Source organism: Haloarcula sp. S1AR25-4 (assembly GCF_031624555.1).
GTDB lineage: Archaea > Halobacteriota > Halobacteria > Halobacteriales > Haloarculaceae > Haloarcula > Haloarcula pellucida.
In genome coordinates, this window is record NZ_JAMQOR010000001.1 from 1,150,165 (window position 1) to 1,172,410 (window position 22,246).

Annotated in this window: 28 protein-coding genes; 19 read left to right on the top strand and 9 right to left on the bottom strand. The window is 61.3% G+C overall.

Annotated elements, in window-relative coordinates; translation table 11 throughout:
- Positions 1–47: 47 nt before the first annotated feature.
- Together NDI85_RS06055 and NDI85_RS06060 are read right to left on the bottom strand one after the other, a co-directional pair.
- On the bottom strand, positions 48–473 hold the full coding sequence (locus tag NDI85_RS06055) for a DUF371 domain-containing protein (RefSeq protein WP_310915244.1): 426 nt from the start codon (positions 471–473) through the stop codon (positions 48–50).
- 26 nt (positions 474–499) lie between these two features.
- Positions 500–673 carry a hypothetical protein gene (locus NDI85_RS06060; RefSeq protein WP_166968701.1) on the bottom strand — a complete coding sequence of 58 codons (174 nt, stop codon included), beginning with the start codon at positions 671–673 and terminating at the stop codon, positions 500–502.
- A gap of 167 nt (positions 674–840) precedes the next feature.
- Between NDI85_RS06060 and NDI85_RS06065 the strand changes: the two genes are divergently transcribed.
- The 3 genes from NDI85_RS06065 to NDI85_RS06075 all read left to right on the top strand — a co-directional run bounded on the left by NDI85_RS06065 (position 841) and on the right by NDI85_RS06075 (position 4,631).
- Positions 841–2,685, top strand: coding sequence for a hydrolase (locus tag NDI85_RS06065; protein WP_310915245.1), 1,845 nt, complete (start codon positions 841–843; stop codon positions 2,683–2,685).
- A 246-nt stretch (positions 2,686–2,931) separates the two neighbouring features.
- Entirely contained in the window at positions 2,932–3,822 is an 891-nt protein-coding gene (locus tag NDI85_RS06070; RefSeq protein WP_188993711.1) for a coiled-coil protein, read from the top strand.
- A 38-nt stretch (positions 3,823–3,860) separates the two neighbouring features.
- Entirely contained in the window at positions 3,861–4,631 is a 771-nt protein-coding gene (locus NDI85_RS06075; RefSeq protein WP_310915246.1) for a LysE family transporter, read from the top strand.
- Between the two features lie 2 nt (positions 4,632–4,633).
- Here the strand turns inward: NDI85_RS06075 and NDI85_RS06080 are convergent, their stop codons facing one another.
- Positions 4,634–5,350, bottom strand: coding sequence for an HD domain-containing protein (locus NDI85_RS06080; protein WP_188993707.1), 717 nt, complete (start codon positions 5,348–5,350; stop codon positions 4,634–4,636).
- A gap of 463 nt (positions 5,351–5,813) precedes the next feature.
- Between NDI85_RS06080 and NDI85_RS06085 the strand changes: the two genes are divergently transcribed.
- On the top strand, positions 5,814–6,542 hold the full coding sequence (locus NDI85_RS06085; RefSeq protein ID WP_188993705.1) for a GNAT family N-acetyltransferase: 729 nt from the start codon (positions 5,814–5,816) through the stop codon (positions 6,540–6,542).
- On the opposite strand, the gene NDI85_RS06090 is transcribed toward NDI85_RS06085, so the two are convergent.
- Positions 6,539–6,748, bottom strand: a complete 210-nt coding sequence (locus tag NDI85_RS06090) for a hypothetical protein (protein ID WP_166966291.1) — start codon at positions 6,746–6,748, stop codon at positions 6,539–6,541. The two genes, NDI85_RS06085 and NDI85_RS06090, sit on opposite strands and share 4 nt — an antisense overlap.
- A 448-nt stretch (positions 6,749–7,196) precedes the next feature.
- Between NDI85_RS06090 and NDI85_RS06095 the strand changes: the two genes are divergently transcribed.
- Both NDI85_RS06095 and NDI85_RS06100 read left to right on the top strand, forming a co-directional pair.
- Positions 7,197–8,600 (top strand): site-specific integrase, encoded by a 1,404-nt coding sequence (locus NDI85_RS06095; RefSeq protein WP_310915247.1) that lies wholly within the window; start codon positions 7,197–7,199, stop codon positions 8,598–8,600.
- A 65-nt stretch (positions 8,601–8,665) separates the two neighbouring features.
- A complete protein-coding gene (locus NDI85_RS06100; protein ID WP_310915248.1) occupies positions 8,666–9,529 on the top strand; it encodes a hypothetical protein in 864 nt (287 codons plus the stop codon).
- Positions 9,530–9,911: 382 nt separating this feature from the next.
- Here the strand turns inward: NDI85_RS06100 and NDI85_RS06105 are convergent, their stop codons facing one another.
- A complete protein-coding gene (locus tag NDI85_RS06105; RefSeq protein ID WP_310915249.1) occupies positions 9,912–10,118 on the bottom strand; it encodes a hypothetical protein in 207 nt (68 codons plus the stop codon).
- 308 nt (positions 10,119–10,426) lie between these two features.
- On the opposite strand from NDI85_RS06105, the gene NDI85_RS06110 reads away from it, so the two are divergent.
- The 4 genes from NDI85_RS06110 (at position 10,427) to NDI85_RS06125 (ending at position 12,023) form a co-directional block, all read left to right on the top strand.
- Entirely contained in the window at positions 10,427–10,591 is a 165-nt protein-coding gene (locus NDI85_RS06110) for a hypothetical protein (RefSeq protein ID WP_310915250.1), read from the top strand.
- Positions 10,592–10,643: 52 nt separating this feature from the next.
- Positions 10,644–10,961 carry a hypothetical protein gene (locus NDI85_RS06115; protein ID WP_310915251.1) on the top strand — a complete coding sequence of 106 codons (318 nt, stop codon included), beginning with the start codon at positions 10,644–10,646 and terminating at the stop codon, positions 10,959–10,961.
- Positions 10,962–11,097: 136 nt separating this feature from the next.
- On the top strand, positions 11,098–11,766 hold the full coding sequence (locus NDI85_RS06120) for a site-specific integrase (protein ID WP_310915529.1): 669 nt from the start codon (positions 11,098–11,100) through the stop codon (positions 11,764–11,766).
- Between the two features lie 53 nt (positions 11,767–11,819).
- On the top strand, positions 11,820–12,023 hold the full coding sequence (locus NDI85_RS06125) for a hypothetical protein (protein ID WP_310915252.1): 204 nt from the start codon (positions 11,820–11,822) through the stop codon (positions 12,021–12,023).
- On the opposite strand, the gene NDI85_RS06130 is transcribed toward NDI85_RS06125, so the two are convergent.
- The gene (locus NDI85_RS06130; RefSeq protein ID WP_310915253.1) at positions 12,020–12,424 is read right to left on the bottom strand and encodes a hypothetical protein; all 405 of its coding nucleotides are present in this window, start codon (positions 12,422–12,424) and stop codon (positions 12,020–12,022) included. The genes NDI85_RS06125 and NDI85_RS06130 overlap by 4 nt on opposite strands.
- 423 nt (positions 12,425–12,847) lie before the next feature.
- Here NDI85_RS06130 and NDI85_RS06135 point away from each other — a divergent pair, with 423 nt between their 5' ends.
- The 3 genes from NDI85_RS06135 (at position 12,848) to NDI85_RS06145 (ending at position 14,024) form a co-directional block, all read left to right on the top strand.
- Positions 12,848–13,045, top strand: a complete 198-nt coding sequence (locus NDI85_RS06135; protein WP_310915254.1) for a hypothetical protein — start codon at positions 12,848–12,850, stop codon at positions 13,043–13,045.
- Positions 13,038–13,679, top strand: coding sequence for a DUF433 domain-containing protein (locus NDI85_RS06140; RefSeq protein WP_310915255.1), 642 nt, complete (start codon positions 13,038–13,040; stop codon positions 13,677–13,679). Before NDI85_RS06135 ends, NDI85_RS06140 begins: the two co-directional genes overlap by 8 nt.
- A gap of 150 nt (positions 13,680–13,829) precedes the next feature.
- On the top strand, positions 13,830–14,024 hold the full coding sequence (locus NDI85_RS06145; RefSeq protein WP_310915256.1) for a hypothetical protein: 195 nt from the start codon (positions 13,830–13,832) through the stop codon (positions 14,022–14,024).
- Between the two features lie 141 nt (positions 14,025–14,165).
- Here the strand turns inward: NDI85_RS06145 and NDI85_RS06150 are convergent, their stop codons facing one another.
- The gene (locus tag NDI85_RS06150; protein ID WP_310915257.1) at positions 14,166–14,663 is read right to left on the bottom strand and encodes a hypothetical protein; all 498 of its coding nucleotides are present in this window, start codon (positions 14,661–14,663) and stop codon (positions 14,166–14,168) included.
- A gap of 1,064 nt (positions 14,664–15,727) precedes the next feature.
- On the opposite strand from NDI85_RS06150, the gene NDI85_RS06155 reads away from it, so the two are divergent.
- The 5 genes from NDI85_RS06155 to NDI85_RS06175 all read left to right on the top strand — a co-directional run bounded on the left by NDI85_RS06155 (position 15,728) and on the right by NDI85_RS06175 (position 19,504).
- Complete coding sequence (locus tag NDI85_RS06155) at positions 15,728–16,120, top strand: hypothetical protein (RefSeq protein WP_310915258.1); 393 nt, start codon at positions 15,728–15,730, stop codon at positions 16,118–16,120.
- Positions 16,117–16,398, top strand: a complete 282-nt coding sequence (locus NDI85_RS06160; RefSeq protein ID WP_310915259.1) for a hypothetical protein — start codon at positions 16,117–16,119, stop codon at positions 16,396–16,398. The genes NDI85_RS06155 and NDI85_RS06160 overlap by 4 nt, the downstream gene beginning before the upstream one ends.
- Before the next feature lie 172 nt (positions 16,399–16,570).
- Positions 16,571–17,116, top strand: coding sequence for a hypothetical protein (locus NDI85_RS06165; RefSeq protein WP_310915260.1), 546 nt, complete (start codon positions 16,571–16,573; stop codon positions 17,114–17,116).
- A 501-nt stretch (positions 17,117–17,617) separates the two neighbouring features.
- The gene (locus NDI85_RS06170) at positions 17,618–18,991 is read left to right on the top strand and encodes a J domain-containing protein (RefSeq protein WP_310915261.1); all 1,374 of its coding nucleotides are present in this window, start codon (positions 17,618–17,620) and stop codon (positions 18,989–18,991) included.
- 135 nt (positions 18,992–19,126) lie between these two features.
- On the top strand, positions 19,127–19,504 hold the full coding sequence (locus NDI85_RS06175) for a hypothetical protein (RefSeq protein ID WP_310915262.1): 378 nt from the start codon (positions 19,127–19,129) through the stop codon (positions 19,502–19,504).
- Between the two features lies 1 nt (position 19,505).
- Here NDI85_RS06175 and NDI85_RS06180 read toward each other — a convergent pair whose 3' ends face one another.
- Together NDI85_RS06180 and NDI85_RS06185 are read right to left on the bottom strand one after the other, a co-directional pair.
- Positions 19,506–20,444: a DNA adenine methylase gene (locus tag NDI85_RS06180; RefSeq protein WP_310915263.1), complete on the bottom strand. Its 939-nt coding sequence runs from the start codon at positions 20,442–20,444 to the stop codon at positions 19,506–19,508.
- A gap of 46 nt (positions 20,445–20,490) precedes the next feature.
- Positions 20,491–21,390, bottom strand: a complete 900-nt coding sequence (locus NDI85_RS06185) for a DpnII family type II restriction endonuclease (RefSeq protein ID WP_310915264.1) — start codon at positions 21,388–21,390, stop codon at positions 20,491–20,493.
- 177 nt (positions 21,391–21,567) lie between these two features.
- Here NDI85_RS06185 and NDI85_RS06190 point away from each other — a divergent pair, with 177 nt between their 5' ends.
- A complete protein-coding gene (locus NDI85_RS06190; protein ID WP_310915265.1) occupies positions 21,568–22,209 on the top strand; it encodes a hypothetical protein in 642 nt (213 codons plus the stop codon).
- The last annotated feature ends 37 nt before the right edge of the window (positions 22,210–22,246 follow it).

The window sequence follows — 22,246 nt, forward strand, 5'->3', positions numbered from 1 at the left end:
TCACCAAACACGGTCGGTGTGTGGATCGATGGTGCGCGAAAACGCAGTCAGACCGGGTCGACGGTCAGCGTCAGCGTCAGGGCCGCGCCGTCGGCCAGCGCCGCGACTACGTCACGGTCGACGTCGCCGGCGGCCGCGTCGGCGCCGACCATCACGGTCCGGTCGTCGACGTAGTCGCTCGTCCGCAGGACGTGGCTCCGGTCGCTCTCGAAGGTGAGGTCGGGGTGGCCCGACCCCTCGACGGTGACCGTGTGGCCGTCGACCTCGATAGTCGCGGTGATGGTCGCGTCGGCGTCCCGACACGCCTCGACGAACGCGTCGTCGAAGTCAGCCGGGACGGTGTCGGCCTCGATTCCGAGGATGCAGTCGCCCGCTGGCGTGAGGAAATCGTCGCTCGTGACCTCCAGCGTACTCGCGTGCTCACCGCTGACGTGTTCGTGGCCGTGTGCGGTGACGACGGCTTCGAGTGGCATACGCCGCCGTAGCCGACGGGCGTATTTCAACGGGACGACTCGGACCGGGCGACGGTGACCGTCACCGCGCCACAGGCACACTCGTATGCCTCGCGGCGACCCCACGCCGTCTCGAACACCAGCGCCGGCTCCCCCAGCGGTCGGTCGCAGTCACTGGCGTCACACGTCGGGGCCGTGCCATCGCGCAGGTCGTGAATCATACCCTATCGGAGCGGCCGAAGCCACCTTAATCCGAGCCGTCCCCGGAGTGAAAGTGAAAGTAATAGCCGGCGTCGGGGTGGGCCGACGGCCCGTCAGACGGGCGTCAGCAACCGGCGCCGCCACCGAGGGGATAAAGGATATGCCCCCAGCGGACGGGTCACAAGGTATGTCGCTGGAGTGGCGCGGCGCGGCGGTAGCGCCGGACGACGAGATGCCGACGCCGGAGACTTGGGACCCGGTGAGCGTGCCGGGCCGGCCGACGGCGTTCGCCGGAGCAGACGCCGTGGCCTACGAGACGACGTTCTCGGACCCGCGGAACGAGGACGAAGCTCACGCGGTGCTGGTCCTCCGGGGGACGTACGCACAGACCCGCGTCTGGTGTAACGACGAACAGGTCGCGACACACGACGCGTACTTCACACCGCTTCGGGTCCGACTGCCCGACGCCGAAGAGTACCGGGTCGTCGTCGAGTGCCGGGTCCCCGAGGACCGTTTCGGTGGCCTCCACGCCACCGAGGCCCTCCCGGACGAGCGGTGTGTCCCTGGCATCTGGTGGGGTGCACGGCTCGAGACCTACCCTGACCCGTACGTGAGCGCCGTACGGGCGCGACCGCGGCTGACCGACGAGGGGGCGGCCGTCGACGTGACGGCCGACGTCGTGGCGAACGAGGCCATCGACGACCGCATCACGTTCTCGATTCGCCCGCAGGGGAACGTCCGCGGCGGCGGGATGATGGACCGCTCGCGGGTCGCAACCGGGTCGGGCCACACGACGGTCCAACACACCATCGACGTGCGCGACCCGTCGCTGTGGTGGCCACACGACCGGGGCGACCAGCCGCGCTACGTCGTCCGGGCGAAACTCGACGACGCCGCGAACGAGATCACGACGGGGCTGCGGACGGTCAGCTACGACGACGAGGAACTCCGAGTGAACGGGGAGCGCGTCCCCGCGCGTGGCGTGACGCTGTTGGACCCGACGCCGGAGGACGTGGCCCGGGCCGCAGACGCGAACGCGAACCTCGTTCGGGTGCGGGCACAGGCGACCCCGCCCGCCGTCGCCGAGGCCTGTGACGAACACGGCCTCCTCCTCTGGCAGGACCTCCCACTGACAGGCCCCGGCGGGTTCGACGTGGACCGCGGGAAGTCGTTGGCCCGCGAGCTAGAACGGGAGTACGGACATCATCCGAGCCTCACAGCTCTCGGCGTCCACGACGACCCCGTCAGCCCCTATGCCGACGGCCTCGGGTCCGGGTTCCTCGACCGCCTGCGCTTTCGCTTTCGGGCGTGGCGGGCCGACTACGACGCTGGCCCGGCCGACACCGTCGCCGACGTCGTCGACGCGGTCCCGGCGTTCCCCGTGATCGGCCCGCCCGGTATCGACCCCGATGCCGTCACGCTGTACCCTGGCTGGCAGTACGGCACCGTCAGTGACCTCTCGTGGCTCTGTGACCACTACGGCGTCGGCGACGTCGTCGGTGGCTTCGGTGCGGGGTCGCTGGGTACCGACGACCCGGCGGACGAGACGGGGTTCGACCGCGCGACCCACGACGCTCGCGTCGACGGCGGCGTCACCGACTCACAGACCTATCAGGCACGCGTCGTCCAGACAGTGACCGAACACCTCCGCCGACAGGCCAGCGAGGTGGCGATTCTCGACAGCCTCCGAGACGTCGGGGACGCCGGGATGGGCGTGCTCGAAGAGGACGGCACGGCGAAACCCGCGTACGCCGTCCTCACCGACGGGTACGAACCGACGCAGGTCGTCCTCTCGGACCCGACGCCGGGTGAGAGCGACGTCGTCGTCTGCCACGACCGGCCCGACACGGCGACGGTGACCGTCGAGTGGGACCACAACGGAGAGCGAGAGCAGGAAGAGCACACCGTCGGTCCGTTCGGCCGCGTCACCGTCGGGTCGCTGACGCTCGCCGCGGGCGACGAACTGACGCTCGCCGTCGCCGTCGGCGACGGTGTGGTGACGAACGAGTACGAGATATGCGGCAGTATATAACCTATTTCGAAACCGTGTGAATGCTTCACTCCTCCGTATTCGGGTGTGTGAGGCGTCGCCACGGTATCGTATGCACCGGAATATTTAAACAATATCCCCCGGTACTAGCAGACACCAGAACGCTCACGCGTTCAGGCAGTATCGCGTCGCGCCCAACATGAGAGGGAACCCTTGTTATTGGTGCCAGCCCCTCAATAGCGGAGCGCCTGTCTGTGCGAGAGCGGTGATGGCATAGAGGTTTCAACAATGGCAGACTCGATAGACGAATCAAAGAACGTTACAGTAACAGAAGAGGATCTCGAAAACAAATCGAAGGGCGAGCTCATCAAACTCGCCGGCCAGCTCCGTGACCGACGGAACGAGCTGAACCAGATGGCCTCCGAGCGGGCCTCTGACCGCGACGACCTGAACGCGAAGACGCGCGAGAAGGTCGACGAGGCCCAGGAACACCGCGAGAAGCGCGACGAGCTCAACGAGCAGGTCCAAGAGCACAAGGACAAGCGCAACGAGCTCAACGCCGAGGCCAACGAGCTGTTCGACAAGGTCGACAACGTCAAGAACGACCTCGAACTCGACGAGGGCAAGTCCGTCGACGAACTCAAAGACGAGATCGAAGACCTCGAGTTCAAACAGCAGACCGAGGTCCTCTCCTCGGAAGACGAGAAAGAGCTCATCGAGAAGATCGAGGACAAGCGCGAGAAGCTCCAGAGCAAGAAGGAGAAGCTCGACCAGAGCGGTGACCTTGAGGGGCTGAAAGAGGAGGCCGAAGAGGTCCGGTCAGAAGCCTCGAAGCACCACCAGAAGGTGACGGAACTCGCCGACGAGGCCCAGAAACATCACAACCAGATGATCGAGGCCTACCGCGAGGCCGACGAGATCCGTGACGAGGCCGACGAGAAGCACGAGGAGTTCGTCGAGGCCCAGGAAGCGGCCGACCAGCACCACGAGGACTTCGTCCGCGTCCAGAAGCGCCTGCGCGAACTGGACAAGAAAGAGGAGAAACAGGAACGGTCCCAGCGCGAGGAGAAGCAGGAGGCCGCTCGCGAAGAGGCCGAGGAGATCTACCAGAAGTTCAAGGAAGGCGAGACCCTCGACACCGAGGACCTGATGAAGCTGCAGAAGGCCGGCAAGCTCTAGACGGTTCGGTATTTTCTCTCTGTTCTCCAGTACTGTAGATGCATCACTGGCTCTCGGCACTGTTGCAGTCGCCCGGCCCGCTCGCACTCCTTCCGACGGCAGTCGGTGGCGTCGTCTTCGGCCTCGCGCTCGCGGCACCGCCGGGGCCGATGAACGCCGTCATCGCCGAGGAGAGCGCGCTGCGTGGCTGGCGGGCCGGACTGCTGGCAGGACTCGGTGCGATGACCGCCGACGCCTGCTTTTTCGTCCTCTCGCTGGTCGGTGCCGCGGCCGTGGTGACCGAGACGCCGGGCCTCCGGGACGCGATGGTCGCCGCCGGTGGGCTCCTCATGCTGTGGTTCGCCTACGGGGCCGTACAGGACGCGAACGCGCTCTCGTCGGTGGAGACCGAGGCGGGCGACGCCGGGGAGAGTCGTGGCTTCCGGAAGGCGCTGGTGCTGGCGCTCACGAACCCGTATCAGGTCGTCTTCTGGCTCACCGTCGGCGTCGGCCTCCTCCAACCCGGGACGCTCGACGTCCTGTCGTATCTCCCCGCTATCGGGGCCGATGCGACGGGGCTACTCGTCGTCCAGACCGGACATCCGGTGTTGCTTGCGGGACTGTTTGGCGGTATCGTCCTCTGGATAACGGGGTTCCCGGCGGCAATCGTCGCCGCCCGCAAGCGCGTCGAACGGCTGGCACCGGTGGTCGCGTGGGTCAGCGCCGCGATTCTCGCGGGGTCTGGCCTCCTCTTTCTCGCACAGGTGGCGGAGCCGGTGCTCAGTCGACTCCAGTCGTCCCTCGTCGACGTGGGCGGGGCGCTCCTGTAGCGCTACGAGTCGCCCATCCCGGTCGCGACGTCGTCGAGTCGATCCTCGGTATCCATCTCGGCGACTTCCGCCTCCAGCCACTCCTGGAACCAGCGCGTGCGCTTGAGTCGCTGGTGGACGATGGACTCCGCCGTGTCGCTCTCGACGCGTTCCTTGGCGTCTTCGCCGCGTTCGATGACGCGGTCGACCATCTCGGCGGCGTCCATGTGGGTCCGAGACTCGTAGCCCATCCGCAGGAGCATGAGTGCCGTCCCGTTGGCACCGATTTTGTCGAGGATGTCCGCCTCGATGAGACACCGGGTCTCGAGCGAGAGGTTCGAGAGGTCACCCTGATAGGAGTGGTCCTCGACGGCGCGACACACCTGTTCGACGAACGACTCGGGGTAGTCACCGTGCGCGGTGAGGTACTCGCGCGCGATGCGGGCACCGGCCTCAGCGTGGACGTCCTGTTCGGCTTCCAGTTTCGCGATGTCGTGAAAGAGGGCCGCCACACGAGTCACATCGACGTTCGCGCCCTCTTTCCGGGCGATATCCGTCGCGATGTCGACCACGTTGAGGATGTGATTGAAGCGGTACTCCGCGGAGTGCCACGGGTACCACCGCATCCGGCCACCTTCGTCCTCGTTCTCGACGCTGGCGGCGAGGTAATCGTGGACGAACTCCTGCATCGCTTCGAACTCCTCGTCCGAGACTGGTGACTCCCTAATCTCGACGCCCACACCACCACCTCCGGCGACAGGTTCCGATATTCATCTTACAGACAAGAAGGTACGTTCGACTCTTTAGCGTTACGACAGGGCGAACGCGGTCTCTCGTCTGGATACGCCAGAGAAATCACGGGATGACGACACAATATCGAGTTTCCGAGGGGAAGTCCCGATGGGTGAGCGAGCGCGGGACGACAGCGCGGGCGAGACGAGTTCCCGTCGAGGCGTCGTGCGCTTGCAGGACATCCTAGCAGCTAGTCGGCACGGACAGTGCGGCCGGCCGATGGTACACATCAGGCAGTTGTTCACCGGAATCACCCCCTATTACCCACTACTGCCCCAACACACGACACAGGAACCCACAAATAGAAGCTTATTCTCGGCGCCCTCCCCGTAGTTCCGAGGCCCAGTAGGGAACGCGAGGTCATCGCGAATGGGCTGTACGTTTATGCCAGTTCCCGACCAGACAGGAGATATGGAGCTTCGACCAGCAGAACCAGCCGACAGGCCGGCAATCAGGGACGTTGCACGCCGGTCGCTGCAGGCGTCCTACTCGCTCGGTCCGCAGGCCATAAACAGCGCCATCGAAGAGTGGTACGACGAGGGGCGACTCGAAGAGACGCTCGAAGACGAGGAACGACTCCTGTTGCTCGCCGAGAAAGAGGGACAGGTCGTCGGGTTCTCCGAGAGCGTCACTGCAGCGGACAACACCGGGACGCTGCTCTGGCTACACGTCGACCCGGCCCACCGCGGCGAAGGCATCGCGTCGTCGCTGTTCGAGGCGACCCGCGACCACTTAGCGGACCTCGGTGCGCCGCATCTACTCGGCCGGGTACTGGCGGACAACGTCGAGGGGAACACCTTCTACGAGGACCGTGGCTTCGAGAAGGTCGGCACCGAACAGGTGGAGATCGACGGGCGCACCTACGTCGAGAACCTCTACAGCGAGACCGAACAGTGGGGCCGAGAACCCGTCGAGACGGCTGAGGGACGGACCGTCTACGTCGACCACGACAACCACGAGCGGGGCTCTATCGCGCCGTTCCACGTCGTCCACGTCGACGAAGACGGCGACGAGCGCTATGGCTACTTCTGTAGCAACTGCAACACGCTCGCCAACGCGATGGACTCGATGGGACGCATCGAGTGTGATTCCTGCGGGAACGTCCGGAAGCCACTCCGCTGGGACGCCGCCTACCTCTAGTTCCCGGTGTCGTTCCGGGGCGGCGAATCGTCCGCTTCCCTGCGAGGCGGGGGCCGCCGTGCCGGCCTGAGTATCAACACGTAGTACAGCACGAACAACACGACAGCGATGCTGACCCCGACGAGGATATCACGGACGACCGACCCAGTCGCGAGGAGTACGAGGCCCATACCACTGCCGAAGAGTGGGTGGAGTGCCGCGACCATATCTGAAATGTCGTTCGGTACTGATAAAACAGCGTACGAGTGTTCTCTCTGCGTGGGAACGGTGTTCGACCCGACCGGCCACACAGGACTCGATACCGCACAAACCGAGTCGACCGCGGCGTTTCCCACGTCACCACCCGACCGTACCGACGTGTAGCACCGTGCTATCGGCCGTTCCTTTGGAGTCGTGTGAGCAAATCCCAGAATACCGAGAACCGCCGATAGAGCGCGAACCGGGGTTCGTCCCGCTCGCCAGTCTCGAACTGGCGACCGACGCCGGCCACGTCGCGGTCGGTGGCCGGGACGCGACGCCGAAGACGTCGCGGCTCACGGCATCGAGATATCCAGCGCGGCGGAAGGAGTCGTCTCGTCACGTCCGTTCCTCGCAGAATAGTCCCGGGCGGATAAATCACAAATTGTTAGTTAGTCCTTCGAGACGTCGGCCAATATGCCGGTCGATGACCCGCACAATCTGAACGATCAACTGCAGAGTCAGAAGGAAAAACTCGATTCGCTCACCAACGAGGACGCACGGATGCTGTGGGATTTCACGTCTGCGGCCAACAAGGAGATGGCCGCGTCGACAGTCATCCAGTACCTCAGCAAGCTCCGTGCAATCTCCGAGAAGTCTGACGCACCCATCGAGGAACTGACCCCGCGGCAGATGGACTCCGTACTTGACGATCTTGAGGAAGAACGCGGTTGGTCAAGCAAGGGAACGCGGCGAAACTACGAGAAGGCACTCCGCGTGCTGTGCCGCGAACTCCGCAACGCCCGCGTTGAGGAATTTGGCCGCGACTACTCCTCCGTGTTGCCCGCTCGGGGCGCCATTCGACTTTCAGACAAGGATGAGACGAAGATTACGCCTGAAGACATCCTGACACGTGAGCAGATCGAGACGCTGATACAGGACTGTTGTCGCACGGCACGTGACCGAGCCATCGTCGCGATGTTGGCTGATACTGGACTCCGTATCGCACAGATGCTTTCGCTGCGCGTCAAGGACGTTGATTTCAGGGAGAATTCGGGTGGTGGATTTTTCCAAGCAAACCCAGATGCGACTGGTTTGAAGGGTGATGACAAGCGGAAGCCGCTCACGTGGTCGGCAGCCCATATCGAGAGCTACCTGTTCGACGAGCATCCGCGGCCAAACGCCGACGAGGCTCCCCTATTTCATAAGTCGGAGGGGTGGAGTAAAGGTGAGGATGATGATGGCAGTATGACGCCGGCTCTCGTCCGCCAACGTCTCGAGCGGCTCGTCAGGGATGATGATACCGACCTTGATCCGGAAGATGTCCACCCTCACGTCTTCAGGCATACCGCGGTCACGGTTTGGGCGCGTCAGGGCTTCACGGACAGGGAGATCAAGCACCGAGCTGGTTGGAGTCGGGACTCGGATATGCTTGACCGGTATGAGCACATCCAAGAGGACGAGATCAACAAGCAGGTTCTACAACGGTACGGATTCGATATTGATGAGGACGGCATCGGTGAGCCTGAACTCGACCGTTGCCCGCGTTGCTCGGCGGCTCTGACGCCAGAGGCTAACTACTGCCCACGGTGTAGCGCACGTGTTCAGATCCCGGAGGATACTCTGATGGATCTCTTGATGCAGATTGCCAAGGGCACGAGTGGGCCGGCAATCGACGAGATTGGTCGCAGCGGTCAGTCAGCGGAAGATGCGATCCGGAGTGGAGACATCAAGGAGGAAGGAGTCCGGACGCTGCTTGATGTGAAGGCTGAAACACACGGCTTCGGCGAGTGGACGGAGTGGCACGAGCAGCGGTTGCAGGAACGGTTCGGAATCGACATCGAGGACTACCGCGGGCGTGGTGGCCAGCCGCGGCGCTAACCCAGCAAACCAAAAGTATCAAGTAATCTACCTATAAGGGGGCGGAGCCCCATTCCACGAACAGAATGGGAATCGAGGAACAGTACGCACGCGAGGTGCGGAATCCGTTAATTGATAGCCAGATAGAGCAGGCCCAACGTGGTGTCCATCGAGGATCGATAAAGGACGTCAGAGGGAGTTTTTACCAACGCGACGATGACGAGCCTGTCCTGTCCGTGAACACGATCACAGCATCACCCGGTGACGGGTCGGATGGGAGTGATTTACCACCGGAGTATCGGCGAGCGCGTGGGGTCGTGATGCACGACGATCGGGATGGCCTCCATAGCGAGGATCTCGGCGGCCTGTTCCGAGAGGAATTCGATGGTCACTGGCTGTCAACGTGGCGTGCGGTCGCTGAGGATGATCCAACAGTAAGCCCTCCCGAGGAGGTTGACTTCGACCGTTTTGATCGCTTTGAGGAAGCGAAGCGGATTGTTTCGCTCGCTGCTGTCGATCAAGCACAGAATGCGTCGATGCTGGCGAGTATGTGGTGGACTGATGTTGTGGATTATACTCCCCTCGCAAACGAGATGGTGTTCGTTACTAACGTAGATGGGACGCGGTTCGGTGGGCAGATTGATCGCTTGGTTCGTATTGACGATGGTCTTCCCGAGGGTCTCTACGCGGCAGATTACAAACTCACCCACGAAATCCAAAATAGTCATTACCAGCAGGTGGAGGCGTTTCGGCGTGCGTTCTGGCCTGATATGGGGCCGATTGACGGCTTGATACTACGTGTCGACCCAATCAAGCGCGAGGTCGAGTCCGTTTCGACGCACGATGAGGAGTGGCCGGACGACGCATGGGACGAGTTCCGTGTGAATGCTCGCGAAGAGTATGGTCGCGACCTGATCCGGTTGCGGATGCGGCAGTCAGTCTGGCACTAGATCCCCTTGTCGGCTGTATCATTTACCAACGCGGGACGGATCGCCGAATGATGCGGACGCGCAGTATCATCATCGTCCAGTCCCTCGCTATCGCTGGCATCGTCCTCGCTTGACCCCAGTAGCCTCCGAATGAGCGGCGAGGTGAACAAGGTCTGCCGCGGACTCTACGAGCTAGATCCCGCCAAACTCCACGCGGATGATGACGAGTGATCCGTACGTGAATCGACCCGGCGACGACCGCCGGGGTGCTGCTCGCCGTCGATGCTGCCAGCGTCGAACCGTGGTGGGTTGTGGTCGCACTCCCGCTCACGACCGGTCTCGCAGTCGGCGGCTGGTACCGCTACTTCTCCCTCCAACGAGAAGTCGCAAACAACGATTCGTCCTAATCCTTCTTGGGCTCGTTGAGCCGCCAACCCTCGTCGTCAAGCGAGATCGACGCCTGCTCGCCGTTCCCGTTGCCGACGACCACGACGGTCTGGCCCTCAACCGCGGTGATATAGACTCGGTGTCCGGACTCCTCGACGGCGAGTTCGATGTGTTCCCCTTCGGTGAGCTGTTCTCGGTCGACTTCGCGAATGCTCGGCGTCATTACCAACGCGGTCGAGCAGCCACCCGGATAAGGATCCGCGTGCCCCCGCAGCCCCGCTGGCAGCCCGCTCGCCGGCATTCAAGTGCGATCTCGCGCATCGAATATCTTGCTATGCCCGTTACCAAGACGACGTGCGCGGCGTGCGACAGTCGTGTGTCCTTCATCACCGAACACGAAGTCGAAATCATTCCCTGTCCCGAATGCGGCCAAGAGCACAAGGTCTCCGAACGAGGGACTCACGCCGTCCTATCCCAAGAGAAACGTCACGAGAAGCTTCGGAAGTGGGACGAAGAGGTGCTGCAAGACTGATGCCCGTCGTCACTGCCTCGTGCCCGCGACGCGACCGCGGCGGCGAGATCGTGTTCACGGGTGTTGACCCCGACGGCGAACTGCGCGACTGTCCCGATTGCGGCGCCGAGGTCGCGGTCGATCCTGATGTCGGCGAGGTTCTCCACGTCGAGGCGGAGTCGTAGCCGGTCGCCCGGGAAGGACGCGAATAAGTGAGACGAGTCGGGACGGCTGGATATGGACGAGATTACCAACAATCTCGAAGAAGGCGACGTGGTTCGGATCGACTTTGCCGGCGACTACGGCACACACAAGGGCGAAGTGATCGGTGTCACGCCGGGACTTGGGCGGAACGGAGAAGAGACGGAAGTCGATGTGAAACTCGAGAACACCGGTGAGACGGATTACGCGCCGTCGACAGACAACTTCCTTGTGGATATTGTTACGGTGACCCACAACGTTGATGACGAGTTGACGGCGACCGGCAGTACCATCAACGAACACAATACGGAGTCGATGGGTCGCGTCGAGGAGTTCGAGGTTCTCGGCGAGTAGGGGGTGTCCGGGATTCCCCCGTTCGAGGTCAGATTCACCCAGCAACTACCTCAAATCACTCTTGCTTCGAGAGCACTTACGGTCGACAAGTCCGACTTCTCGAATAGGAGGACACCCTCCAAAACAACCGATGCGAATGAAACCTTATCCCGACCGAGAGGACGGGAAGCGAGTCTGGCTCAGTCAGGACGAGATCGAGATGGTGATTGACGAGGCAGAAGACACTGAACAGGAAATCGCGTTCAAACTAGGTGCACAATGTGGTCTCCGCCGCAAGGAGATCGCACGCGTCCGAGTGAAAGACATCGTTACCGACGAGAAGGGACATTACCACCTCCGTGTTTGGGAGGACTACGCCAAGCACGACCATTACCGAGAGCCGCCCGTCCCCGATAGCGTCGCAAACAAAGTCGAAGCGATGGCCGACTTCGGCGATCTTGACGACAACGACCAGATCATCGACTACACCGACAAAACCGTCTACCGCTGGCTGATGCGCGCGACCGCCCGCCTTGAAGCCGAGACCGGCGACGAGGGCTGGGATAGAGTCGACGTTCACGACCTCAGGAGAAGTTGGGCAACCCACATTCTCGGCCAAGGCGTCCTACCGAGCGTTGTGATGAGCTGGGGCGGTTGGAAGGATTGGGAGACGTTCAGGCGCCACTATTTGGGTGAATTCAGCCCTGAGGTGCTGGAGCGCGAGAGGGAGAAGGTTGAGTTCTACGCCGACGGCGACCCGCTCGACGCCCAGCCGACGGCCAACACCACCGTTCCCACCAGCGGTGGCCATTATGCCGACGACTGATCCACGCGCGTCCGGATGCGACTTTTCCGCTTCAGCATCCGACCTAGCTACCGGTGCAAGTCCTACACGACGCAACCTCTCCACAAGCGAAACTCATTCTCCTCTACCTCGAAGAACGCGGCCCCACACCACCCAGCGAGATCGCTTCTGACCTCGCCCTCCACAACCTTACTGTCCTCTCCGTCCTCGACACCCTCGGCAACCGTGAACTCGTCGTTCGACAGGACGGGCGCATCCAGCTTACCAACGACGACTAACCCTCGTCGTCGCGGAACATATCGAACGCCTCCCGGGCGTGCTGATGGGCCTCCTCGGCCTCCTTGATGACCTCGTCGTCCACGTCTGCGTCCTTCGCTTCCGTGATCCAACCCGATGAGCCAGACACGAACATCGCCAGTCGCGCCTTCAGCTTCTCCTTATCGTCCATAGCACGGGTATCGACACCGCTACTGTCGGATAAATGCCGGCCCGGGGCTGCCTGCCCCTCGCCGTCGTCGCGCGGCTCCTCGCCAAGCATCTCGATAGCCTCCTCCTCGCGGTCGCGCCACAGACGCAGCGCATCCTCCGCGTGGACGATGCCGTCCAGCGCGGCAGCGGCGTGCCGCTTCGCCTCGATGTCTGCATCCTCCTCACCCGGTGTGCCGAGGATCTCGCGCATCATGTCACGCAGATTGGCGGCGGACTCGGCAGCCCCGCGCCGCCGGTTCTAGTTCTTCTCATCGTCACTCATCGTCCGACCACTGTTGGTAGGAGTGCAGAAACGTCCCCTCCTCGGTTGAGCAGACGCGATGCGTACCGATCGTGTCCATCTCGTGCTTCTGCCCGGGTTTCAGATGTTCGTACGCTGGCTGGCCGCAACGCGGACACGTGATCTCGTTCTCGTTGTCGATCATAGTCGAAAGAGGGGATGGCTCCCCCAGAACCACCGCCCCGACTGATGCGGGGCTCCTGACCGGCGGGGCGGAAACCCGCCGTTACCAACGTCTCTCCCCATCCCCCTAAAACCTGCGCAGAAGCCGCGAAAACGCCCTAAACAAGCCACACAGAAAATCATTCCCGGCCGGCGAACCAACCCACGTGTATGACCTCCGACGAGACAGACTGGCCGCGCGGCTGGACGGCACGCGAACGCATCGAGACCGTCTTCCACGACTACGACGCACCTGACGACCCCGCCGAGATCGCCGACGAGGTCAGCGTGAGTGTCGCCACCGCCCACGAGGTAATCGACCAGATCGCCGAACGCGACTACTCGGATACGCGGTGGGACGATGACTGACACTGGCGACGAAGCCGACGACGGGCCCATGGATGCAGAGGAGGCAGCCGATAGACTACCCTCCGCGGCGGATTTTGATGAGGAGTTCGAGTCCGACGACACGCTCGATGTCCGTTCGCCGGCGGAGATCGCCGAAGCAAACGACGTTGACGTCGAGGTTGTGCGCGAGGGAATCGAGGCGATGGCCGGCGACGAGGGGATGACGGAGCGCGAGGAAGCGGCCATCGACGATCGCCTCGATGAGGTCGAAGACGACGACCGCCAGTACTCGACCGAGGAGGTCGCCGAGGAACTCGGCATCGACCTCGACACTGACGACGATTCGTTGCGAGCCTCCCGTGACCTGATGGGAGAGCCGCACATTGACGGCCGACGCATCCCCGTCCGGCAAATACGCGCACTCGTCGAAGAAGGCGGAGAGGAAGCCGCAGTGGTGGCCGACCGGTTCGACCTCGACGTCGCCGACGTCTACCACGCTCTGGCGTACTACCACGACCACCCCCGCGAGATGCGCGAAGTTGAGCGCGAGCGCGAGGTATCGCGTGAACGCGTTGAGCGGATGGACAACGATGAGAACCTCGAAGAAGCCGACGGGCTGATCGACGACCGCCCGGACGGCGACGGCGAGGAGTAACTCCACTCCCTCGAGTTCCGATGAAAAACCACCTGATAGAGAGGGATCACCGTCCCGACCCACACACCCCTCGGTTCCGATGAAACACGGATAATGGGGCACCCCTGTTTTCGTGCCAAATATTAAAACAAATTACAATTACCAACCCGTGTGGCTACGATCATCCACGAGAAAATCGAAGGGCACGGGCCCTACGCCTATCGTGTAACGTACTCTGACGGCCAGCACCACTGGGAGTACCTCGGCAAAGTCGACGACAGCAGCGAGGATGATGGAGAGTGGGGTCACGAGTTATCTCCCGCGCGGGTACACGAGGCATCGACGACCTTGATCGTCGGGTGGTAATTCCGACGGTCGCCAACGATTTCGATCTCCAACTCACCCTCCTCAAGCAGCGTCTCAATATCGGACTCGGTTAGCGCGAGCGTGCCCGAATACTCACCAGCGAGATTGTACCGCAGTTAACTCTCCGGCGTCTCATCATCTCTAAACATCTGAATCACTCGCGCTGGTTCGCGAACTGGAGTCATCGAGGAAGCGTTTGATATTCTGGATCTCCTCAGCGACCTCTTCGAGGTCGGCGTCGTGCTCCTCGAGATCCTCCTCGATAGCCGCGATACGCTTCTTCACCTTCCCGTACGTGTTCCTCATTGGCGACATCTGGTTTTCAAGGCGTGCAACGCGCACCTCGAGCGGAAGTGTCTCCGGTGCATCCTCATACGCCTCGGCAATCTCGTGGCCAGCATCGGTCGCCGCAGCGACGCGGACGGGCATCTGGTGCGCCGGGGAGCGGTCGTCGTCTTTGCGCGTCTCGATCAGTCCCCGCTGCTCGAGATTGTCGAGGCGGTACCGCACTTTCCGACTGGAGTCGGCCCAATGCAGTTGCTCGCGGAGCGTACTAGTTGTCACAGGGTTGTGCGCCGACACGATCGCGTGCAGAACTTCGAGGTCTTCTCGTGCAAGGTCGATTTCTTCTGGGGTCACCCCTACGCTATCTGATACGTTACCAACGCCTGTAAGTGCTCCCCGACACCACCCCGACGGGAATCACCGGGTCGAAAACGCCGGCATACTACCCCGACAACATCGCCGAGGAATCACCGCGACGCCGGCACGACACACCCCCTCCCGTCATCATAATGGGTGTCTCGGCGGCGGTTATCGGTGGCTCCGCACTGCTCCGCGTGCCCGGGTTCCCCGCCTCAACCTCAGGAGTGAATCTCGAGTCCGTGTCCGCGTGTCCGGGACACAGGCCCGCACCGCGGGAGAGGGGGAGACACCCTGTGGCAGCGTCTCCCCAGCATCCTCTCCGCCACGCAGGGCTGGGTTCCCCAATCTCCTCGAGGAGCGGGTTCCCATCACTCCGCGGGGACAGGCCCCGGTGTCGACGTCGAAGACAGGGATCCCGACCTCTCTTGGAGCGAGAGCTTGTTCCCCGTGCATCGAGGTCGACGTGGCTACTACCAGCCTCGCAGCGATGGCGGATTTACCAACGACTACGTGCGATAGGTTCCCCGGCGACGTCGACACCGAAGGTTGGGTGACCACCGTGGGTATCGGTTCATCGGAACCGAGGGGTGTGTGGGTGGTGGCTCCACGCGAACCCAAGGGGGTGCGCCTCGAGCTTACATTCCAGACTCGGGGTGTGGGTATCACTGCGCTAGCGCAGTGCAGCCCCGGGGAGGAACCGTCACCCGGGCGGCGGCACACCCCCATTCACGCGGGCGCGTCCACGCGTCACGCATTCGCGCCTAACCCCGTTCTCGAACCGTTTCCGTCCTGTTCTCGGCATCTGAGTCACGTCTGTGGGTATGAGGTCATCACTTAAAACGTTCACAGTGGCAGAAGTTTCGAAGATAATTATAATTATTATTCATTACGTCTGCTAGGGCTGCTGACCCCAAACCCATTTTTTATACCCCCGAATAAGGGTGGACTGCAAGGAGGTGTCAGCTACCCAGAGTACAGGGACAGATACCACAACGGACGAATAACCGGTGAACAGGTACGGAAACAGCCGAAGACAGAGAAACCCGATAGTGACAAGTATGCAATCCAACAGACTCGGCAACGAGATCTGTCTCGAGACGGAGAACAGTGCAACCACCAACGCAGACACCATCATCAGCTCCCTCCGTGACAGCGTGATGCTCGCTGCGGTCGAAGGACGCGACGACAACGCCACGAAGGCGATCTACGACGCCGCGCTCTCCGAGGAGCTCGACCAGCGGCTCACCGAACCCGCCGAACCCGACGACCACAGCATCCGCGACGAAATCGAGGGCAACGCCTACGTCGCCGGCGCTGACGAGATGCTGACCGCCATTGCCGGCGGGATGCGCAGCAAGGCCGACGTTCTCGCCGACACCGACGCCGAGCGTCGCACGCTGCTGGACACCGCCGCCGAAATCGAGACCCGCATTCGGGGTGATTCCGAATGACGGTTTACTTTGGAACTGACGAAGTCGACGTCCTCGGGGCTCACCTCGAAGAGAACCGCGAAAACCCGGACGAGGCGACGATGAAGGTCTGGTTCGCCTACCGGGACGCCGACCACGACCTCAACCACGGCGTCCATACGGCCAGCATCAGCGACTTCCGGGTCAAAGGCGGATTGAAGCACCTCACCCACGACGTGCTCTCCGACCTTCCCGACAGTCGCATCCGTGGCGACCACCCGTGGGCCAAGCAGGCCCGCGGCGACGCTGACGGCGAGTAGGGGGCGCCCCGGGTCGCCGCCCCAAACGGCGACCGTGGGCTCGAGAATCGAGGCGAAGCGGAATCCCACGGTAGGGATCTCCGCCTGATTCTCGGTGCGCGTCCATCGTAAAGGCTGCCCTCAGCCACAGCACTCGCTTACCAACCAGCCTTCGCAGCTCCCAGATACATCTATGAGCAACTCACACGCCCAGAAACACGCGAGTATCGACTACCCAGACGATCCCACTCCCCCGTACGACGTGGCTAGCTGGCACCCGCGCGTCGAGACCCTCCCCGACGAAGGTGGCGTCGACGCACACCCCATCAACTACGTCAGCAACGACTCCCCCGCCACGGCCCGTCCCGCCCCGGGCACGGTCGGCTGGGTCATCAGCCAGCCCGAGACGGTCGCCAACTACGTCGCCGACCACGGCCACGGCACCATCGACGTGCCACAGTACTACAGCCGCTTCCCCGACATCGGGGCGCACAGCACGCCGGACAACGACGACTACCTCGCCGCCGGCCCCGGACTGGAGACCGACGAGGGCAACACCATCATCGACCCGCGCCTCGTCCGACTCGGCATCCGCGTCCTGAACGGCAAGGGCCGGTACTCCGCCAGCGAACACACGCTGTACGACTGCCTGCCGATGCCGTGCCCGCTCGTCCGCGACGGCACTGGCGCCGTCATCATCGCACCCCGGGTCGCCCCCAGCGGCCTCGACGGCGACTGATACCGGCTTCGCCGGGGTTTACTTTCGGGTCGTCGGTGACGTAAGCGGCGTGAGAAGCGTAAGAAACACTCGTAACGAAAGTGACGCGACCAACAGAAGTGACGCAAAACCGCGTCCTACAATCGGCGGCAACGGCGCTCTTGCACGAGAGACGCGGCGACGCGGCCGACGCTCGCCAGCCGGTCGGTCGAACGTCGTTCCCGCCGTAGTCGTCGGCAGCCGTCGGTCGGTTGGCGGTAGAGGTGTGGGAACTGTAGACTTTCACCCCACTTAGAAAATATATCTGCGGCGTCCTCGTCGGCCAGTCCGTAGGAGTCGTGAGCCGGGAGCCGGTTCGGACGCGAGAGTCGCTGAACGCTGGGTTTGGTTCGACGGTTCCCCACCTCCCTTCTCTCCAACCTCAACCTACTACTGTACAAGCTATAGAAAATTTATAGAATGTAGTTGAATGGTCACTGGCACGATGCGTTTATCCTATAGAGACTCTATAGTGTCAGATGGATGGTAGAGCGATCCGGCTACACCGTCTACTTCAGCACCGATCTCCGCGAGAGAGTCTCCAACTGGGCCGACAACAGCACGAGCAGCCAAGCCGACATCATCGACAAGGCGCTCGAGGATTTCTTCGACCGCCACACGATCACCGAAGACGGTACCATCGTGATCGACGACGCGAACAGCCGCAACACCGGCCAAAGCGCCGCAGAGCAGGAAGTACTCCTCCAGAAAATCCTCGCCAATCAGGAGGAGATGCTGAGCAGCATCAACGTATCATCTGAGAAGAACGGCGCAGATATATTTTCTGACGGCCGAGATAGCGACGAGGTATCTTCCGACCGCGACGACGAGGCCAAGGGAAGCGTCCCGGATACGGTGCAGATCAGCGACATTGAGGAACAGATCGAAGCCGTTGCCGGTGATTACCACCACGACGAGTGCATCGATCCAGACGATGTGGCTACGCTCGACGTGCGCGACTCAGACGTGGTGAAACAGACTCCGCGGCATCTCATCCCGGCTCTCGTGGGTATGATTAACCACGAAGTGGAGCAGAGGGTTGCGATTTCGTGGATGGATTGGGACGAGATCGAGGATCTGATCGTTGGCTCACTCGGTATGTCAGTGAGTACCGCGAGGGACTACCGCAAGCAGATGATTCGTGAGGGCGTCATCCGGCCACACCCGAGTCACGACGACAGGATTGTCGGCGACGACGCCACCGACGATATTCGTGTGGCGGCGGCATCGGCCACTTCTGACCATTCGGTTTATGGGATAAATGACATCAAGTCGCCCGACCGGTATCCCGACGAGGTGGCGGAGTACATCGAACCGTACGTTATGGAGTGGGAGGAGACCGGTTACTGCGTCGAGGACAGCGAGTACGTCCACGAGCTGTGGAATCTTGCGACGGATGCGTGCGAGCGGATCGCGATCTCTGAGACGACTACGAGATCGAAGAACAGGGTGATGTCGTCCGAGGAGCGCATCCACGGAGCGACGAAGGTGGTCAGTTTGCTTGCTCACCTCCTTGAGGAGGAATGTGGTGTCGATTCTAACAGGCTGGTGGAGATGGCGGTCAATGCTCGAGACGTTAATAGCCCCGAGGAGTACCACGAATGGACAGCAGAGTGGGCAAAGTTCGTGTACGATTTCGACGCAGAGATTACCGGAGAGGAATCTGGTGGAGAACTCGGCAAGGATGAGGCGCGGGAAGTGCTCGGTGTCGACGAGGACGCGACCGGTGATGAGATCCGCGAGGCGTACGAGGAGTACGTCTTGGACAACCACCCGGATGCTGATGGAAGTGATGAGGAGATCGATACGGACGAGTTCCATCGGGTGTTGGAAGCGAAGCGGGTGCTGACCGGGTGACGGCGGGCCGGTGGCGCGAGTCTGTTAATTCTGGCCTCAAATCCGATTTTGAAATATTTGGTGAAAGACCTCTGTAGTGTCGGATTACAGAATTATGACGATAGAGAAAAGTAATCTGATTCTATTCCGTGAAGTATGGCAGAGAAGCTCGGTGATCCGAACATCGTCCATGAAGAAGGTAGCTTTGATGAGTTCCTGTTGATTTTTTACTGGGACTACGGTGACGGGCAGAGGATCAAGTGGTCACCCAAGAACGAAGAGATATTCCAGATGCTGGAGATGTGGTTCCGTTCAGAGGACGAAGGGTATGAAGGTGGTTACGGCAGTATGTGGCAGTTGTTCTTCATCGCTCTTACTCGCCTTGAGGGTCGCAATGCGGCTCTGGAGAACAACCAACTTACTGGTTGGGACGCGAAGGAACACTTCCTCAAACAGGTCGCGACCCACGGTGACGAAGTAGTCGCAGAGATGGAAGAAATGGTTGAGGAAGCGAAACGCGAATACGAAGGGTAGGTTAGAAGTCCGCGATGGAGGCCTGTCCCGTCTCCTCTCGCTCGTTTTCGGGAACGTTCGTGGCAATGATCTCGTCCACTTCGCCGCGGGCGGTCTCGTCACTGTTGATGCTTCGGGTAGCGCCCTCCTTTTCAACGTGGAACCCGGCGTCGTCGTACATCTCGTACATAACACCACTGTTGCTCAGAACGAAGTAGACTCCTTTATCGTCGAGTTCCTTGACAGTCTCCAGCAACCGCTTCTGATCTTCCTGACCAAAGCCTTCCGCGCTGTACTCGGCGAAGTTTGCGGTCGCACTCATCGGTTGATAGGGCGGATCGAGGTAGACGAGGTCGCCCTCTCCTACGGCGTCAAGGAGGTATTCAAAGTCCTCATTGCGGATGTCGGTGTCAGCGAGGGTGCGGCTGGCCGCTCGGATACGGTCGGCCTGAACCCACTCTGGATTGGCGTACCGACCGATAGGGACATTGAACCCGCCGCTGCTGTTCTCGCGGTAGAGGCCGTTGTAGCACGTTCTATTGAGGTAGAGGAGGAGAGCCGCTTCTTCGATTCGGTCTTCCTCATTCGCCGGCCACTCCTCGTCGGCGTACGCACGGCGGTTGAAGCGGGCTCGCTGCTGATAGAAGTACTGCTCGACATCTTTTCCCTTCCAGTTCTCCTCAGCGAACCTTTGCTCCGTGTTGGGGTCGGCCTCTGGCTCGTCAAGGTCGCGGAGGCGCGAGATCAAGTCTTCGGGATGATCGCGCACCACCTCATAGAAATTGATGAGGCGGGGGTTGGTGTCGTTGATCGTCCCGTCGTCCGGTTCAAGGTCGAAGAACACGGCGCCACCGCCGAAGAAGGGTTCGTGGTAATGTTCGTGGTCGGCGGGGAAGCGCGAGTAGATCTCGTCGAGGAGTTGTCGCTTGCCGCCCGCCCACTTGAGAACGGGTTTGACCATCTACTACAGAATGGCTCGTTCTAGTTTATAAAGATCCTGTTGCAGCTTACGCGCCGTTAAAATCTGATAGGAGGTCGTCCGCGAGGTGTTCGTCGGCCTGATAGAGGTTGTACACGTCTACGATGTCGTTATACGATTCGGCGAGAACGTTCGCCATTGACTCCCAGCCCTGTCCATCGGTGATCCACACAAAGACAACGCCGTCGTTCCGCATTCGCTGGGCGACGTGGTTGTACGATCGACGAATTTCCGAGGGTTTGCTTCCCTGCACCTTGTAGCAGTTCGCTTCGAATGCGACCGAGAGGTCGCCATCCTCAAAGATGGCGAAGTCGACCGTCTTCTCTTGCCCCGTGTCGTCGTTGTATGCCGTCGTGTACTCGTCGTCGTACTCTACGTCGTGACCGTCGTTCCTGAGCTGTTCGGTTACTTCTGCGACCCGTTCCTCTACCTCGTCTTCGAAGCAGAGTCCCTGTCGGTTCTTTCGGGCGTGGGACTCCATCCCAACCAGCATCCCGCGGTAGTGGTCGCGGACGTTCCCCTTGTCCACGATATACTGGAGACCAACGTCTTGGAGGACGCTGGCAAGGTCAAGTGCCTCTTCTCGGTCACCACTGTCGATAGCCCGCTGGATGGGATAGAACTTCCAAACACCCTCAAGGGAACTGTACTTGTTGCCGCGCTCGCCTACGAGTTCGAAGTAGAAGTCGATCCACTCACGGGTGTCGTCAGCCGCCATCAGCGCGTCTGCTACACCTTCTACGAATTCCTTCTCGGTAGCGTCTTCGAGATTGGTGATGGCCTCTATCTGCTCCTCATACTTGTCGATGTCCGTGTTGAGTGAGTCCCAGTCGATGAATCGGTCGTTCGGGATCGCCGATGGAACAGCGTGTTCAAGGAAGTCTTCGACGTACTCGTCCGTCGGCGGGCGATTTTGGCGAATCGGCATATAGCGGAACGAGACATTACCGCGGGATAACAGTACCGTTCAGCGACTAGTACGGATCAGGCCATTCCTCTATTTGCGTGAACGCACGTTTCGGGGAAGGGAATCGAATCTGATCCGATGGTGATAGTGGAGAGTATTATCAAATAATCTATTAGTTCGGAGTCGGTTGCGGGTATCATGACGACCGAAAGCCACGTACTTGGATTTGAGAATTACCCAGAACCGGTTGAGGCGATGCTGGATGCCCACGAATGGGAGGAGCCGCTGAACGAGCAGCGAATGGGTGTCGTGTTGACGTTCGCAACAACAGTTCCCTACCACGGCGGGTCGCATCGATTCTACGTCGACCAGTTATCGACAGGACATGATGTCTACCTCCAACATCCCGGGCAGCTCAACAACGGTTTCGACTATCAGGTTCGAGTGGAAGGATGGAACGACAGCGCGACGGTGCGGCCATCGCACGACGAGATTTACTCGGATTTCGCCCACAAACGGGCACACTCTAGCGAGGAGGCTTTCGAGGCGCTCTGTCAGGCAGCCTTCGACATCCACGCCGGCAAAGGCGCCGATGAGGTGATCGACGAGTACGGCGACCAGTTCGACTTCACCGAGGGGCGCATTCCCGAGGCTCTACTCCGCCCGCTCCCGTGGCTGTTCATAGAGCAGGACATCCGGTACTGGCACGGCGACGGTCGCGACCGGACAATCGGGATGGTCGAGTCGCTGTACGAGGGTGTACCAATCAGCGAGATCGACGACCTCCAGCCGCTTGATGAGATCAACCAGACCGAGTTAGCTATCCGGAATCAGAAATAGGTCGTGCGGCTGTTCTCGTTTTCGTGAAGCCAGCGCG

Excerpts from the sequence above, each read along its gene's own strand:
- NDI85_RS06070 (WP_188993711.1), top strand. The coding sequence starts at position 2,932 with ATGGCAGACTCGATAGACGAATCAAAGAACGTTACAGTAACAGAAGAG.
- NDI85_RS06180 (WP_310915263.1), bottom strand. The coding sequence starts at position 20,444 with ATGGTCAAACCCGTTCTCAAGTGGGCGGGCGGCAAGCGACAACTCCTC.
- NDI85_RS06190 (WP_310915265.1), top strand. The coding sequence starts at position 21,568 with ATGACGACCGAAAGCCACGTACTTGGATTTGAGAATTACCCAGAACCG.
- NDI85_RS06185 (WP_310915264.1), bottom strand. The coding sequence starts at position 21,390 with ATGCCGATTCGCCAAAATCGCCCGCCGACGGACGAGTACGTCGAAGAC.
- NDI85_RS06060 (WP_166968701.1), bottom strand. The coding sequence starts at position 673 with ATGATTCACGACCTGCGCGATGGCACGGCCCCGACGTGTGACGCCAGT.
- NDI85_RS06085 (WP_188993705.1), top strand. The coding sequence starts at position 5,814 with ATGGAGCTTCGACCAGCAGAACCAGCCGACAGGCCGGCAATCAGGGAC.
- NDI85_RS06105 (WP_310915249.1), bottom strand. The coding sequence starts at position 10,118 with ATGACGCCGAGCATTCGCGAAGTCGACCGAGAACAGCTCACCGAAGGG.
- NDI85_RS06100 (WP_310915248.1), top strand. The coding sequence starts at position 8,666 with ATGGGAATCGAGGAACAGTACGCACGCGAGGTGCGGAATCCGTTAATT.
- NDI85_RS06110 (WP_310915250.1), top strand. The coding sequence starts at position 10,427 with ATGCCCGTCGTCACTGCCTCGTGCCCGCGACGCGACCGCGGCGGCGAG.
- NDI85_RS06140 (WP_310915255.1), top strand. The coding sequence starts at position 13,038 with ATGACTGACACTGGCGACGAAGCCGACGACGGGCCCATGGATGCAGAG.
- NDI85_RS06130 (WP_310915253.1), bottom strand. The coding sequence starts at position 12,424 with ATGCGCGAGATCCTCGGCACACCGGGTGAGGAGGATGCAGACATCGAG.
- NDI85_RS06115 (WP_310915251.1), top strand. The coding sequence starts at position 10,644 with ATGGACGAGATTACCAACAATCTCGAAGAAGGCGACGTGGTTCGGATC.
- NDI85_RS06075 (WP_310915246.1), top strand. The coding sequence starts at position 3,861 with ATGCATCACTGGCTCTCGGCACTGTTGCAGTCGCCCGGCCCGCTCGCA.
- NDI85_RS06120 (WP_310915529.1), top strand. The coding sequence starts at position 11,098 with ATGAAACCTTATCCCGACCGAGAGGACGGGAAGCGAGTCTGGCTCAGT.
- NDI85_RS06170 (WP_310915261.1), top strand. The coding sequence starts at position 17,618 with ATGGTAGAGCGATCCGGCTACACCGTCTACTTCAGCACCGATCTCCGC.
- NDI85_RS06065 (WP_310915245.1), top strand. The coding sequence starts at position 841 with ATGTCGCTGGAGTGGCGCGGCGCGGCGGTAGCGCCGGACGACGAGATG.
- NDI85_RS06135 (WP_310915254.1), top strand. The coding sequence starts at position 12,848 with ATGACCTCCGACGAGACAGACTGGCCGCGCGGCTGGACGGCACGCGAA.
- NDI85_RS06175 (WP_310915262.1), top strand. The coding sequence starts at position 19,127 with ATGGCAGAGAAGCTCGGTGATCCGAACATCGTCCATGAAGAAGGTAGC.
- NDI85_RS06095 (WP_310915247.1), top strand. The coding sequence starts at position 7,197 with ATGCCGGTCGATGACCCGCACAATCTGAACGATCAACTGCAGAGTCAG.
- NDI85_RS06055 (WP_310915244.1), bottom strand. The coding sequence starts at position 473 with ATGCCACTCGAAGCCGTCGTCACCGCACACGGCCACGAACACGTCAGC.
- NDI85_RS06090 (WP_166966291.1), bottom strand. The coding sequence starts at position 6,748 with ATGGTCGCGGCACTCCACCCACTCTTCGGCAGTGGTATGGGCCTCGTA.
- NDI85_RS06165 (WP_310915260.1), top strand. The coding sequence starts at position 16,571 with ATGAGCAACTCACACGCCCAGAAACACGCGAGTATCGACTACCCAGAC.
- NDI85_RS06155 (WP_310915258.1), top strand. The coding sequence starts at position 15,728 with ATGCAATCCAACAGACTCGGCAACGAGATCTGTCTCGAGACGGAGAAC.
- NDI85_RS06160 (WP_310915259.1), top strand. The coding sequence starts at position 16,117 with ATGACGGTTTACTTTGGAACTGACGAAGTCGACGTCCTCGGGGCTCAC.